Annotated in this window: 12 protein-coding genes and 1 other RNA gene; 2 read left to right on the top strand and 11 right to left on the bottom strand. The window is 66.3% G+C overall.

All coding sequences use genetic code 11. The annotated features are described in order from the left end of the window. Positions 1–16 precede the first annotated feature (16 nt). Positions 17–378: a transfer-messenger RNA gene (gene ssrA, locus IPK85_17500) on the bottom strand. Positions 379–644: 266 nt separating this feature from the next. Between ssrA and IPK85_17495 the strand changes: the two genes are divergently transcribed. After that, positions 645–1,484 (top strand): class I SAM-dependent methyltransferase, encoded by an 840-nt coding sequence (locus IPK85_17495; GenBank protein ID MBK8249173.1) that lies wholly within the window; start codon positions 645–647, stop codon positions 1,482–1,484. Here IPK85_17495 and larB read toward each other — a convergent pair. Together larB and dusB are read right to left on the bottom strand one after the other, a co-directional pair. Then, entirely contained in the window at positions 1,474–2,244 is a 771-nt protein-coding gene (larB, locus tag IPK85_17490) for a nickel pincer cofactor biosynthesis protein LarB (GenBank protein ID MBK8249172.1), read from the bottom strand. The genes IPK85_17495 and larB overlap by 11 nt on opposite strands. After that, a complete protein-coding gene (dusB, locus tag IPK85_17485) occupies positions 2,241–3,263 on the bottom strand; it encodes a tRNA dihydrouridine synthase DusB (protein MBK8249171.1) in 1,023 nt (340 codons plus the stop codon). The genes larB and dusB overlap by 4 nt, the downstream gene beginning before the upstream one ends. A 97-nt stretch (positions 3,264–3,360) precedes the next feature. On the opposite strand from dusB, the gene IPK85_17480 reads away from it, so the two are divergent. Next, positions 3,361–3,813, top strand: coding sequence for a PTS sugar transporter subunit IIA (locus tag IPK85_17480; protein ID MBK8249170.1), 453 nt, complete (start codon positions 3,361–3,363; stop codon positions 3,811–3,813). An 82-nt stretch (positions 3,814–3,895) separates the two neighbouring features. On the opposite strand, the gene IPK85_17475 is transcribed toward IPK85_17480, so the two are convergent. From IPK85_17475 to IPK85_17440, 8 genes are all read right to left on the bottom strand, one after another. Next, positions 3,896–5,254 (bottom strand): MATE family efflux transporter, encoded by a 1,359-nt coding sequence (locus tag IPK85_17475; GenBank protein MBK8249169.1) that lies wholly within the window; start codon positions 5,252–5,254, stop codon positions 3,896–3,898. Between the two features lie 4 nt (positions 5,255–5,258). Next, a complete protein-coding gene (gene guaA / locus IPK85_17470) occupies positions 5,259–6,911 on the bottom strand; it encodes a glutamine-hydrolyzing GMP synthase (GenBank protein ID MBK8249168.1) in 1,653 nt (550 codons plus the stop codon). Beyond that, positions 6,806–7,327, bottom strand: a complete 522-nt coding sequence (locus IPK85_17465) for a metallophosphoesterase (protein ID MBK8249167.1) — start codon at positions 7,325–7,327, stop codon at positions 6,806–6,808. The genes guaA and IPK85_17465 overlap by 106 nt, the downstream gene beginning before the upstream one ends. Beyond that, positions 7,324–8,595 (bottom strand): diaminopimelate decarboxylase, encoded by a 1,272-nt coding sequence (gene lysA, locus IPK85_17460; protein ID MBK8249166.1) that lies wholly within the window; start codon positions 8,593–8,595, stop codon positions 7,324–7,326. The genes IPK85_17465 and lysA overlap by 4 nt, the downstream gene beginning before the upstream one ends. Continuing rightward, positions 8,595–10,061 (bottom strand): proline--tRNA ligase, encoded by a 1,467-nt coding sequence (locus tag IPK85_17455; GenBank protein ID MBK8249165.1) that lies wholly within the window; start codon positions 10,059–10,061, stop codon positions 8,595–8,597. The genes lysA and IPK85_17455 overlap by 1 nt, the downstream gene beginning before the upstream one ends. Before the next feature lie 75 nt (positions 10,062–10,136). After that, positions 10,137–11,498: an ATP phosphoribosyltransferase regulatory subunit gene (locus IPK85_17450; protein MBK8249164.1), complete on the bottom strand. Its 1,362-nt coding sequence runs from the start codon at positions 11,496–11,498 to the stop codon at positions 10,137–10,139. Positions 11,499–11,507: 9 nt separating this feature from the next. Beyond that, positions 11,508–12,794, bottom strand: coding sequence for a bifunctional folylpolyglutamate synthase/dihydrofolate synthase (locus tag IPK85_17445; protein MBK8249163.1), 1,287 nt, complete (start codon positions 12,792–12,794; stop codon positions 11,508–11,510). Then, on the bottom strand, positions 12,779–13,642 hold the full coding sequence (locus IPK85_17440) for an acetyl-CoA carboxylase carboxyltransferase subunit beta (GenBank protein MBK8249162.1): 864 nt from the start codon (positions 13,640–13,642) through the stop codon (positions 12,779–12,781). The genes IPK85_17445 and IPK85_17440 overlap by 16 nt, the downstream gene beginning before the upstream one ends. Positions 13,643–13,671 lie beyond the last annotated feature (29 nt).

Here is a 13,671-nt window from a genome sequence, read left to right as displayed (position 1 = left end):
TCACGAGTGGGGTTCAGAGTGGAGGCGCGGGGATTCGAACCCCGGTCCGAGACAAGATCAACCACAGCCCCTACGTGCGTAGCCCACCGGTTGATGTCTGCAGAAACTGGCCAGTGGGCAGCCCATTCCTGCACAAGCCTCCTAAAGTTTCGCCCGTCGCCAAGAGGCGCGACGACAGACTATCCCGATATTCCGATACTCCTAACGCCGCCTCGGGCAGGCTTCATCAGGAGCAAGGCTTACAGCAACTCCGAAGAGTTACGCAGCCAGGGCCATTTCAGTGTTGGCAGTTGTAGGTTTGCCGAGGGTTTTACCAGGACCCAGCACCTGGGCACGCAGCTACAGCGTCACCGACCCCGTCGAAGCCAAGTCGCCCCCGGATTGATCATGGACAGTAGGAAGAGTAGCGCAGGCCGACGCCATGTCAACGGCACCATGCGCGATGCTGGTTCAGCAGACACCGCGAAGTTGTTGTTGACGAACGACTTGCGACGTTCGTCCTCATGGTACACATGACACCATCCCGGACCTGTCTTGCATGCGGTAGCGCCGATCTGGCCCGGCTCCGTCCCTATCGTTCGGAGTCACCGGCTGGGCGGCGGTTATTCAACGGCGATATTGCGCGCTGTGCAGCATGCTCCCTGGTGCAACTCTCCCCTGTTCCTTCCGAAGACGAGCTGACCAGGTACTACACCAGGGACTACCGAAGCGGGGGGCGTTACGGGGGAAATGCGGCGGATCTCGCGAACTTCCCCCGGGACAACCTGTTCTTCTTCAACCGCGGTGAGGCGGTCGCGGACCTGCTGGTGAAGCACCTCGGGGATCGGTCGCCCCAGCGGATCCTCGATGTTGGTGCCGGCTTTGGGCACATCCTGCACCGCCTTGGATCCCGATTCCCCGGGGCCGAGCTGCACGCCCAGGAACTGTCCGAACCCTGCGTGGCCCACCTGCGCGGGATCGGGGTTGCAGTTCACGATCGTCCCCTCGCCGAGGTGGTCTCGGGGGTAGGTCCGTTCGACGTCGTGGTCCTCTCCCACGTGCTGGAGCACCTTCGCGACCCGGTAGGCGTGCTCCGGCTGCTCGGGAAGCACATGACCGCAGGGGGGCTCCTCTCCGTCGAGGTTCCCCATGTCCCAGCGGATACCCTCCTCTCATGGGATGACAGTCCGTGGGCACCGCGTCACGACGAGCCGCACCTCACCTTCTTTGGCGCTCCGGAGCTCCGCGGCCTCCTTGGGCGTGCCGGGTTTGACCTCCGCTTCCTGGAAACGGCCGGTCCCCCCTGGGAGCGCGTGAGCCGACTCCGCTACAGTCTTCCGCCGCTGATACCCACGCTGCGTCGCGCCATTCCAGAAGGGGTGCAGCGGGCGCTACGACGACGATCCTCGGCGGTCGGTGATCCAGCCTCAACCCGCTGGCCAGCCTTCCATGCGTATGGCGGCCACCGCATCTGGCTGCGGGCCATAGCCACCCTTACGCGCTAGGCGCGCGGACGTCCGCGCTGAGGATACGGGCTGCAGCCATCGCGGCCCCGAAGCCGTTGTCGATGTTCACGACGACGACGCCAGCGGAGCAGGAGTTCAGCGCGGTCAGCAAGGGAGCCACCCCCCCGAAGGCGGCCCCATACCCGACACTCGTGGGGACCGCGATGACCGGGCACGCCACCAGTCCTCCCACCACCGACGGCAGGGCGCCGTCCATCCCCGCGACCACAATCACCGCACGTGCACTTCGCAGCTCGGCCGAGCGGGCGAGGAGTCGATGAATCCCGGCGACCCCGACATCAGTGACGCGCAGCACGGCCATGCCTAACGCCGCCGCGGTCTCATCGGCTTCGTCGGCCACGGGGAGGTCGCTCGTCCCGGCCGTGACGATCATGACGGGCCCGGGCAATGGTGTGGGAGCGTTCGCTCCCGGGATGCGGACGGTCCGTGCGACGGGATGCGCGATGGCTCCGGGGAACCGTTGGCACAACTGATCCTGCATCTCGCCACTTGCCCTGGTGAGGAGCACCCCCTGTCCCCGGGCGAGCAGGCGCTCGCTGATGCCGATCACCTGCTCGATGGTCTTCCCTGCCCCGTAAATGACCTCCGGGAATCCCTGGCGCAGTGTCCGATGGTGATCGATGGTCGCGAAGTCCGTGGACTCCAGCGGCGCCTGTACAAACGCTGCCAACACGTCGTCCACCGAGGCGGCACCGGACGCGACCTGCCCCAGGAGGGCGCGCGCCTGCTCGGGCGTCACGCCTCGACCGGGGTCAGGTCGGTGCTCACGTCCGAACGCTCCAGATGGAGCCCGGTCGCGAGGTATTCTCCGAAGATCCCCTCTACCTCGGAAAAGGAATTCACGGCGTGCAGGCGCTTGCGCAGGTAAGCCGAATTGGGGAGGCCCTTCACGTACCAACCGAGGTGCTTCCGGAACTCCACGGCGGCGCCTTCCGGGTCGTGCTCATAGGACTGGACCAGCCGCGCGTGATCGAGGGCGATCGCGAACCGCTGTTCGACCCCCGGAGTCGGGGGCACGGGAGTTCCATCCAGCAGTGCGCGCGCCTGGGGGAAGATCCACGGTTGACCAAACGATCCGCGCGCGATCATAACCGCATCGCAGTTCGTCAACTGGCGCATGCGCACCACGTCCTCGGGAGTCTTGATGTCGCCATTGCCGATCACCGGGATGGACAGCGCCGCCTTCACCGCGGCAATCTCCTCCCACCGCGCGTGTCCGGTGTACATCTGGGTGCGCGTGCGCGGGTGCAGGGTCAACGCGCTCGCGCCAGCGTCCTGGCACCGGAGGCCGATGGTGACTGGATCACGCATCTCCTCACTCCACCCGCTGCGGACCTTGACCGTTACCGGCAGGTGGGTGCCGGATCGCACCGCGCGTATCACGTCCTGCACGAGCCCCAGGTCGCGGAGGCATCCGCTGCCCCCATTGCGGCGCACGACCTTCTTGACCGGACAGCCGAAGTTGATGTCGATGAAATCAGGCTGGAACACGTCGGTGACGAGCGCAGCCGCGTCGTGCATGGCAACGGGATCAGCGCCGAATATCTGGACGCCGATGGTTCGTTCATCGGCTCCAAACCGCAACTTGGCCACCGTCGCCGGGTTCTCCCGACGAATCCCCTCGGCAGAGAGGAACTCCGTGACCACGACGTCAGCACCGAACTGTCGGCACAACCGCCGGAACGGCGACTCCGAGACACCGGCCATCGGGGCCAGGATCAACGGGATGTGGTCGGGGGTTGGGTACGGGAGCCGCATGCCTCGGAACCTAGTCGTGCCCGGAAATCGCTGCAACACAAGGGTTTGACACGCGTCTACCGCACCGGTACCTTGCCCAGCCACCCCTCTTCAGCACATGGAACTTCGCGAGTTTTTCTCTGAGGATGCGATCAAGTTGGAGCTCGAGGGCTCGTCCAAGGACGACGTCCTGAAGGAACTGATCGGCCTCCTGAAGATCGACGAAAAGTCGGAGGCCATGCTCTTCAAGATGCTGAAGCGTCGAGAGAACCTTGGCTCGACGGGTATCGGCCGCAACATCGCGATCCCGCATTGCCGCTCGCTGGTGGTGAATCGCCTGCGCGTCGCGTTCGGGCGCAAGGCGTCGGGGCTCGACTTCAAGGCCATCGACGACAAGCCCGTCAAGTTCTGCTTCCTCATCGTGGCACCGCCGCTGGAGGTGTCCAACCAGTACCTCCCGGTCCTGGGCAAGATTGCGCAGTTCAGCAAGGAGCCGGACGTTCCGGAGCGGCTGTTGGGGATTTCAACCCCGGCGGAGTTCATGGCCCTCCTCGCTGAAAAGGGCGTGTAGGGCACGGCGGCGATCGCCGGCTGCGATCGCTGAGGGGCCGTACCCATCGCCGCGCATCCGACGGAGAGGCGTGCGGTTTCGCCTAACGCTCGACGCGGGCCACGGAGGCACCCAGGCGGGTGTGCACGCGCCACCCGAGCGATGTGGCGACCACGGCCAGGCAGATCACGAGTCCCCACCAGATCCCCTCAGGACCCAATCCGCGACTGAAGGCCAGCCACGCAGCGGCGGGAATTCCCACCGCGACGAAACCGAAGAGGTTCAATAACATTGGCACCCTCGTGTCCCCGGCTCCTCGCAGGATACCACTGGACACGCCCTGAATGCCGTCAAAGACCTGAAAGGCCGCTGCGATCGGTAACAGGCGAGCGGCAAGGGCCAGCACCCCCGGATCGCGCGTGAAGACCGCCGCGAGGGGGCCCGGGAACGCCATGATCAGGCCCGCGCACGTTGCCATGAACCCCACGCCGCACGCCAGCGCCGCACTCGCCTCGCGGCGTGCCGCATCCATGTCGCGGCGGCCGATCGCGTGACCCACAAGGACCGCCGCCGCGGCGGAGGTGCCTAACGGCACCATGTAGGTCAACGCGGCCACCTGGATCGTGAGGTTGTGTGCGGCAAGTGGCACCGTCCCGAACAACCCCATCAGGAGCAGGGCGGCGCCGAACGCCGCGATCTCCAGCCATTGGTGAATGCCGATGGGGAGCCCGAGGCGCAACATCGACCAGAGCGCCGGCCACTGGCGTGCCTCCCGCCAGGGGGATTGCAGGTGAGTGGCGAGCTGGGGCCACGCGATCCCCAGGAGGAGGATCACGGTGGTCCACCGTCCGATGGTGGTGGCCAGCGCCGCGCCCTGCACGCCAAGGGCAGGTGCCCCGAGTCGGCCAAAGATCAACACCCAGTTGAGCAGAGCGTTGATGAGGTTGGCGATCAGGACCGTCACGAGGACGGGCCGCACGGCGTGCAACGCTTGCAGGGATTGGCGGAGCGCGAAAAACCAGTAGTACGCCAGCACACCCGGGATGAGGGCCGTCGAGTATTGGCCCGCCAGCAGCGCAACATCGGCGGGTTGGCCCAGGCGGTGCATGACCCGCTCCGCCGGCCACAGCAGGAGCATGGTCGGGACCGTCAGCACGAGGCCCAACAGGAGACCGCGCTGGACGCCGAGTCGGACCGCCGCCGCATCTCCGGCGCCACGGGCCTGCGACACGATGGGGTCAATCGCCTGGATGGCCCCCTGACCCACCATCGTCACCAGGAGCCAGTGCCAATTGCCGAGGGCGCCACCGGCCATCGCCGTCGGTGAGACGCGGCCGAGCATGATGGCGTCCACGGTGCCCATGCTCATCAAGCCGAGCTGCACAAGTACGATAGGCCCCGCCAGGCGCGCCACGTCAAGGAGTTCCCGACGGGTCGGCACCCGCAGGGCACCGCCGCTCATCCGCCTACTCCCACTCGATGGTCGCCGGCGGCTTGGATGACACGTCGTACACCACGCGATTCACGCCCTTGACCTCGTTGATAATGCGATTCGACATCCGGCCGAGCACCTCCGGGGGAAACGCGAACCAATCGGCGGTCATCCCGTCGGTGCTGGTCACGGCGCGAAGGCCCACGACATTGTCGTACGTCCGGAAGTCTCCCATGACCCCGACACTCCGTACGGGTAACAACACCGCGAATGCCTGCCAGATGTCCCCGTACAAACCGGCGCTCCGAATCTCTTCCAAATAGATCGCATCGGCCTGGCGGAGCACGGCGAGTTTCTCCTCCGTCACATCGCTCAGCACCCGGATGGCCAGGCCGGGGCCCGGAAAGGGGTGGCGACCGACCATCTCCTCCGGAAGCCCAAGCTCGCGTCCCACGTTGCGCACCTCGTCCTTGAACAACTCGCGCAACGGCTCGATGAGCGCAAACTTCATGTCAGGCTTGAGCCCCCCGACATTGTGATGGGTCTTGATCGTCGCACTGGGGCCGCCCTTGGCCGAGATGGACTCGATGACGTCCGGGTACAACGTGCCCTGCACCAGGAACGCGGCGTCCTGCCCGGCCGCAGCGGCAGCATCCTCAAACACGTCGATGAACGTGTGCCCGATGATCTTGCGCTTGCGCTCCGGGTCGTCGACGCCAGCGAGCGCGGTGAGGAAGCGCGACTCCGCCCGCACCGTTACCAACTTCATCCCCATGTGCGAGCCGAACATGTGCTCCACCTGTTCGCGCTCGTTCTGTCGCAACAGCCCGGTGTCGACGAAGATGCAGGTGAGCTGGTCGCCGATCGCCCGGTGAACCAGCGCCGCCGCGACGGACGAGTCGACGCCGCCCGAGAGTCCACAGATCACGTGCTTGTCGCCCACCAGCGCCTTGATGCGGGTCACTTCCTCCTCGATGAAGTGACCCGGCGTCCACGACGGGGCGCAATGGCAGACATCGAACAGGAAGTTCGCAATCACCTCCGCACCTCGCGTGGTATGCATCACCTCCGCGTGGAATTGCACGCCGTGAATAGGGCGCGTCTCGTGGCGCATCGCGACCACGGGGTTGTCTTCACTCGCGGCGGTGACGAGGAATCCCGGAGGGACACTTTCGACGTGATCGCCGTGGCTCATCCACACCTGCGTGCGCTCGTGAGGCGCGAAGCCGCCAAACACGCCCTCGGCCTCCAGGATCGTCACCTCCGCACGTCCGTACTCCCGCCGTCCCCCGGCCTTGACCTCACCGCCCACCGCGTGGGCGATCCACTGCATGCCGTAGCAGACGCCGAGGACTGGCGCCACGTCGAGGATGCCGGGATCGAAGGTCGGCGCGCCGTCCTCGTACACCGACGACGGACCACCGGACAGGATGATCCCGGTGGGCTTCCATTCCTGGATCCAGGCCAGGGAACGCGGGGGATGGATCTCCGAGTACACCCGCGCCTCGCGCACGCGACGGGCAATCAGCTGTGTGAACTGCGATCCGCAATCAAGGATCAGGATTCGGTCCGTCGGAATGCTCACGGCGCGTCCGGCGTGTAGGTGTCGGTGTGACGCAACTTGAAGAACTGCAGTTGGCGGGTTTCGAGGTCGAGGATGGCGCCGCTCGGCTCGCCGTTCAGCCATCCGCATCCCTCGCCGGGATTCACGATCAGCGTGTCGCCGCGGTCCTTCATCTCCTCACGATGCGTGAAGCCATGGACGACGATACCGTGGCCGGCAATGGAGCGATCATTCACCTCATTGAGGTCGTGCACCATCAAGATCCGTTGCCCACCCAGTTCGAGGGAATGCGGCGACTCGAACAGCTCGATGCCGACCCCCTGCTGGGCGTAAGCCCGCAACCCCTCGCGGTCGCCATCGTTTCGGCCGAACACGCCGATGAGCGGCATGTTCATCTCGACAAACGGGCGCAGCGAGAACGGAGCGCAGAAGTCGCCGGCGTGCAGCACGAGGTTGACCCCGTGTTCCTGCATGTACTGGAGGAGTGAGCGCACCGCAGGGATGCGGTCATGGGTGTCCGACAGGAGTCCGACCTTCATGCCTGCGTCCTCCACTGGGGGGTGACAGTCTCGCGCCGGACAAGGTCCGCGTATGACTCGCGTTCGGTGATCACCGCCCACTGCCCCTGGTGTACCAGCAGCTCGGTGGCTCGCGTGCGCGAATTGTAGTTCGATGCCATGCACGAACCGTACGCACCCGTCGTGCAGAGGACGAGGAGTTCGCCGGCGCCGACGTCCTCCATGGGGCGGTCGAGGGCGAGGAAGTCCCCGCTCTCGCAGATCGGGCCGACGACATCCAGGGTGGTGCGGGCCTCCCTCGGCCGGACCGCGAGGATCCGGTGATAGGCGTCGTAGTGCGACGGACGCAGGAGGTCGCTCATGCCGGCATCCGTCACGAGCACGTCGCGTCCACCGGTGCGCTTGCGGTACAGCACGCGCGTCAGCAGGGCGCCCGCCTCGGCGACAAGGAATCGGCCGGGCTCCACGATCAGGGTCAGGGCGATGCGCTGGAGCGCCGGCACCACGATCGCCGCATACTGCACGAGGTCTGCCGCTGGCTCGTGGTCATACGGCACGTAGAGCCCGCCGCCAATATCCAGCGATTCCAGGGTCGAGACCCCGGTACTGCGGAGTCGACCGACCAACGTCTCCAGCCGCTGCAGTCCGTCCGCGAGCGGGGCGAGGTTGGTCAGCTGTGAGCCGATGTGCATGCCGACGGCGACCAGGCTAACGGCAGGCAACGCGTGGGCGAGCCGCGCCACGCGTTCTGCCTCATCCCAGGGCACGCCGAACTTGTCTCCCTTCTGTCCTGTCTTGATGTAGGCATGGACGCTGTCCACGGCCACTTCCGGGTTCACGCGCACCCCGATGCGGGCCTGGACCCCCTGCGTGCTGGCGATGGCACTAATCTCCCGCAACTCCGCTTCGGACTCGACGGTGATGAGATGCACCTGGGCGGCGACGGCGGCCTGCAGTTCCTGGGGGGACTTCCCCACCCCGCCGAAGATGATCGCGCCTGGCGCAAACCCGGCCTGTTGGGCACGGTACAGCTCACCACCAGAGACCACGTCCACGCCGGCGCCCAGTTCGCGCAGCCAGCCAAGGATGCCGAGCGACGCATTTGCCTTGCACGCGTAGTGCACGCGATGCGGCACGGGGGCGAGGGCCTCGGTGAGTTCCCGGTACCGCGCGCTGATCGTGGACCCGCTGTACACGTAGGCGGGCGTGTCGGCGGCCGTCGCGAGCGCCTCGAGCGAGACACCATCAAGGTGCAGGACGCCCTCTACCGCCAGGAGGGGCGTCCGCATCAATACGCTCTCGCCCAGACCACCTGGTGTTGCGCCGGCTCCCCGGTCACCAGGCATCGCGTGGGCCCATCGACCGTGCGGAACTCAGGCTCCGGGATGCAGCGAATGGTGGCCTTCGTCTCCTCCTTCACCTTGGCCTCGACCGCCGGGTCACCATTCCAGCCTGCGTACACAAAGGCACCTTCGCCCTCGATGATCTCCCGGAACCGGTCATAGCTGATCACTTCGCGGACGGAGTTGGCCTCACGCCGCTCGCGCGCCGCGGCCAGCATGTCCTGTTGGATAGCGTTGAGCAGCTCGGCAACCGCAGCGGTGATCCCTTCCATGGGCAGCACGGCCTTTGCACGGGTATCGCGCCGGGCCGTCATGCAGGCCTGGTTGGCGAGGTCGCGCGGTCCCAGCTCAATGCGCAGCGGGATCCCCTGCAGCTCCCATTCGTAGTACTTGGCGCCTGGCTTGACCCCCTCACGGGCATCCACATGCACGCGAATCCGGTCCTCCCCGCGACCGCCCCAACCCGTCAGGTCGGCCTTCAGCCGTTGCGCAGCCTCAAGCAGCCGGCCGCGTTCCTCGTCGGACTTCCAGATCGGGACGATCACGACCTCGATCGGGGCGAGTCGCGGAGGGATGCGCAGGCCAATGTCGTCGCCGTGCGTCATGACCAAGCCGCCGATCATGCGCGTGGACACGCCCCAGCTCGTGTTCCAGGCGTGCTCGATGCTGCCCGACTCGGACTGGAACTTCAAGTCAAACGCCTTGGCGAAGTTCTGTCCGAGGTTGTGCGAGGTACCGGCCTGCAACGCCTTGTTGTCCTGCATCATGGCCTCGCACGAATACGTGCGCAGCGCGCCGGCGAACTTCTCGGCCTGCGTCTTGAGGCCGGTGACCACCGGCATCGCCATCCACTCCTCCATGAAGGTGCGATAGACGCCCAGCATCTGGCGGGCTTCCGCCTCCGCCTCGTCGTGCGTTGCATGGGCGGTATGGCCTTCCTGCCAGAGGAACTCCAGGGTGCGCAGGAAGAGCCGCGTCCGCATTTCCCAACGGACAACGTTCGCCCACTGGTTCATCAGGATGGGCAGGTCGCGATAACTCTGGACCCACTTGGCGAACATCGAGTAGATGATTGTCTCGGACGTCGGGCGCACGACGAGCGGCTCCTCGAGCTTCTTGCCGCCCCCGTGGGTGACCACGGCGGCTTCCGGGGCGAACCCCTCGACGTGTTCCGCCTCCTTGTGCAGGAAGCTCTCGGGGATGAACAGCGGGAAGTAGGCGTTGCGGTGGCCCGTGGCCTTGAACATGTCATCCAGGGCGCGCTGCATGCGCTCCCAGATCCCGTACCCGTTGGGGCGGATCACCATGCAGCCGCGGACCGGCGAGTAGTCCGCCAGCTCGGCGCGGAGCACCAGCTCGTTGTACCACGCGCTGAAGTCGGCTGCGCGGGTCGTGAGGGCCTTGTCAGACATTGTTGGCTTGGTCAGAGGGGCGTGAGGCACGAGGAGCGCGGGCGGCACCGGCGGCCCGGAAGGCACGACAGCTCGTCACGGTCGATCGGTCGCGCCACCGACGCCCGACCGCCATGCTGCGACGATCTCCTCGATCGATGCAGTCCGCCCTTCGAAGTGCTGCGCGAGGCTTTGGCGAACCAGCGAGCGGAACTCGATGACCGCCTTCACGCGATAGCTCCGCTCGGTCGACGCACCTTCGGGCTCCAGCATGTAGCTCGCAGCCGAAGACCAAGCCGCCTTCCGCTGCTTGCTCAACGACATTGGCCGAAGCGGGTATTCGACGTGCACGCCTGCGTCTCGCAAGGCACGCGCCGCGCGGATGGTGCTCGTCAACGGCTCGCCTTCGGGGGCCGCAAGCCATATGTCAGGCGCGTTGGCATTTGCCCATGGGGGCAGCTCGCCCGGTGCCAACCGCGAGACGATCAGTTCACCGAGCACCACGTCACCCATGCCGAAGCCAAGCGCCGGCATGTCGACGCCGCCTAACGCCTTGAGGAGGTTGTCGTAGCGTCCGCCCCCGCAGATCGCGCGAAACTCCCCGCGTGCATCGAACAGCTCGAACACGATGCCGGTGTAGTACGCCAGGCCGCGAACGATCCCCAGGTCCAGCTGCAGGTACTCGAGCACACCGTGCGCGTCCAGCAGTGCCCGATAGTCAGCGAAACGCGCCAGCGCCGCCTCGACATCGGCATTGCCCGCGAACTCCCTCGCCAGGGCATCAAAGTCCGAGGCGCGCACGGTGGCGAGGACCCGCTCGGCCACGTCGGTCGTCACCCCGGCGTCGCGCATTCGCTTGACCAGCGCGGCATCGTCATCGCGGCCGATCTTGTCGACGGCGGCGAACACGGCAGGCGTCGCGTCCTCCGCGATCCCGAGCCCGCGGAGCACCGCGGCAAGGAGTCGCCGGTCGGACACACGCGCCTTCACATCATCGGGCTCGAGCCCCACCCGTCGCATGACGGTGCAAGCCACGGCGAGCAGCTCCGCATCGGCCGCAACGTCGGCCTCGCCGAAAATGTCGACATTCAGCTGGAAATGCTCGCGGAGTCGACCCTTCTGCTGCCGCTCGTAGCGAAACAGCTGGGGCATCGAGAACCATCGGACCGGCTTTCGCAGCGCGTTCGCCCGAGCGGCGACCATCCGGGCCACGGTCGGGGTCATCTCGGGCCGCAACGAGATCTCGCGGCCCCCCTTGTCCGTGAAGTTGTAGAGCTGGCCAACGATCTCGTCGCCGCTCTTGCGCGTGTACAGGTCGAGGGGTTCCAGCGGCGGGCCATCATATTCGACGAACCCGAAACCCCGAGCGGCCGCGCGCCAGTGGTCGAAGAGCCACGACCGCTGCGCAAACGTCTCGGGATAGAAGTCTCTGAACCCTGGCAAAGCCCCTGCTGACATTCGCTAAACCTAGTTCCCAAGAGGACTTACGTGCAAGCGATCCATCGCGTCGCCGACGGTGTGAAAGGACCCCGTCACGACCGTTCTGCCGCCGCGATCGCGGGCGAGCCGCAAGGCTTTGTCGAAGTCCGGGGCCGACTCCACGGTCCATCCCTGTGTGACGGCGTACGCGACCGCCTCATCCAGACTCCACGCCCGACTGGCGGGAGCCGTTGGCGCGTTGGTGAGGATGAACCCATCTACAACCGGAGCCAGGGCCGCCATGATACCACGCCAGTCCTTGTCCCCCAACACACACAGAACCGCGGTCACGGGCTCACCTGGAACCGAGCGCAGTGTCGAGGCGAGTACAGCCGCTCCGTCTGCGTTGTGCGCTACATCGAAAATCCACGGGCCCACCTGCTGGAATCGGCCGGGGAGGGCCACCTGATCCAGGGCGGCGCACGCGGCGTCCCACCCAGGCCACCAGCGACCGCCCGCGGACTGCACCGTTCGCAGGGCGACCGCGCAGTTGGACGCCTGGTGTACACCGGCCAGAGGCGTACGCACGCGTCGGGGGCCCTCGGCCAGTTCCAACGTGAAGGTGGTTCCACGTCCACTCGTCTCGATCTCCCGCGGTGGCGTCTCACGCCACAGGTCAACGATCCGGGATGCACCGCGCCCCCTCGCGTGGTCGGCCAGGAGCCCCGCGACCTGCCCGTTGGCCTCGCCAATCACGGCGGGCGCCCCCGGCTTGAAGATCCCCGCCTTCTCGGCGGCGATGAGCTCATGCGTGGGGCCCAACTGCTCCACGTGGTCAATCCCGATCGAGGTCACGGTCGCCACCACGGGCGACACCACGTTCGTGGAATCGAGACGACCGCCGAGCCCGGTCTCGATAACGGCGACATCGACCTCCTGGTGCACGAACCACGCAAAGGCCATCGCCGTCGTGGCCTCGAAGAAGGTCACGCCTAACGACTCGACGGTCGGCGTCCATCGGTCCAGGAAGGCGACGACCCAGGCCGGGTCGATCGGGCGACCATCGACCAGGAACCGCTCGCGAAAGTCGACGAGGTGCGGCGACGTATATCGCCCAACCCGGTGGCCGCCGGCGCGCAATACCGCGTCGATCGTGGCGCAGGCGCTTCCCTTCCCGTTGGTTCCCGCGACGTGCAGCACCGGCAGGGCGAGGTGCGGGCGGCCCAGCATGGCCAGGAAGGCGTCGGTGCGCTCAAGGCCGAACTTGCTGACCCCGGTGGTGCGGGCAAAAAGCGCGTCGAGGGCCTGGCGATAGGACGTCAGGTCGTCGCCCATCCTGCTGCCGCGGGTTTGCCACTCATGTGGCGCAGCAACCGGCCAAGGGTCTGCTTGAGGTCCTTGCGATGCGAGACAAGGTCCAGCATGCCGTGGTCCAGCAGGAACTCGGCGGTCTGGAACCCCTCCGGGAGGTCCTGCCCCAGGGTTTGCTTGATCACGCGGGGGCCGGCAAATCCGATCACCGCCCCAGGCTCGGCGATGATGGCATCCCCAAGCATGGCATAACTGGCGCTCACGCCCCCCGTCGTCGGATTGGTCAGCACCGACACATAGGGAATCCGACGATCCGCCAGTTGCGACAGCACAGCGGAGACCTTGCCCATCTGCATGAGCGAGAGGACCCCCTCCTGCATGCGGGCACCACCGGACGCGGAAATCACGATCAGGGGATGCTTCCGCTCAAGCGAGCGCGTGGCCAGCCGTGCGATCTTCTCACCGACGACGGAGCCCATCGAACCACCCATGAAGGCGAAGTCCATGACCCCGAGATTCACCGGCATTTCGCCGAGCTTGCCGGCCACCGTGAGGATCGCGTCCATCTCCCCCGCATTCGTGCGTGCCTTCTTGAGGCGGGCCTGGTAGTCAGGAAACCCCAGCGGGTCGGTCGAGCGCACGTCTGCGTCCGTCTCTTCCCACGAGGCGTCGTCCATGAGCAACTGGACGTAATCGAGCGCCCGGATCCGCCGGTGATAGTCGCAATTCGGGCAGACATTGAAGGCCCGAACAAACTTCTCCCGGATATCCGTGTGCGCGCACGCCTCGCACTTCTCCCAGACGTCCGGCGGGATCTCGAGGCGCTCGCGGCGCGGCGTGCGGGTCTTCTTTTCCTTGCGGAACCAAGCCATACCGGAAAAATGAGGCCGGTCGAGACCGG

The sequence above is a fragment of the Gemmatimonadota bacterium genome (genome assembly GCA_016712265.1).
Lineage (GTDB): Bacteria > Gemmatimonadota > Gemmatimonadetes > Gemmatimonadales > Gemmatimonadaceae > RBC101.
Note: the sequence above shows the minus strand (reverse complement) of the source record. Positions and strands in the feature narration are given on the sequence as shown.

Coding starts and splice junctions, on each gene's coding strand:
- dusB (MBK8249171.1), bottom strand. CDS start 3,263: ATGCGGCTCCCGTACCCAACCCCCGACCACATCCCGTTGATCCTGGCC.
- IPK85_17480 (MBK8249170.1), top strand. CDS start 3,361: ATGGAACTTCGCGAGTTTTTCTCTGAGGATGCGATCAAGTTGGAGCTC.
- IPK85_17475 (MBK8249169.1), bottom strand. CDS start 5,254: ATGAGCGGCGGTGCCCTGCGGGTGCCGACCCGTCGGGAACTCCTTGAC.
- guaA (MBK8249168.1), bottom strand. CDS start 6,911: ATGGCTGAACGGCGAGCCGAGCGGCGCCATCCTCGACCTCGAAACCCG.
- IPK85_17465 (MBK8249167.1), bottom strand. CDS start 7,327: ATGAAGGTCGGACTCCTGTCGGACACCCATGACCGCATCCCTGCGGTG.
- lysA (MBK8249166.1), bottom strand. CDS start 8,595: ATGCGGACGCCCCTCCTGGCGGTAGAGGGCGTCCTGCACCTTGATGGT.
- IPK85_17455 (MBK8249165.1), bottom strand. CDS start 10,061: ATGTCTGACAAGGCCCTCACGACCCGCGCAGCCGACTTCAGCGCGTGG.
- IPK85_17450 (MBK8249164.1), bottom strand. CDS start 11,498: ATGTCAGCAGGGGCTTTGCCAGGGTTCAGAGACTTCTATCCCGAGACG.
- IPK85_17445 (MBK8249163.1), bottom strand. CDS start 12,794: ATGGGCGACGACCTGACGTCCTATCGCCAGGCCCTCGACGCGCTTTTT.
- IPK85_17440 (MBK8249162.1), bottom strand. CDS start 13,642: ATGGCTTGGTTCCGCAAGGAAAAGAAGACCCGCACGCCGCGCCGCGAG.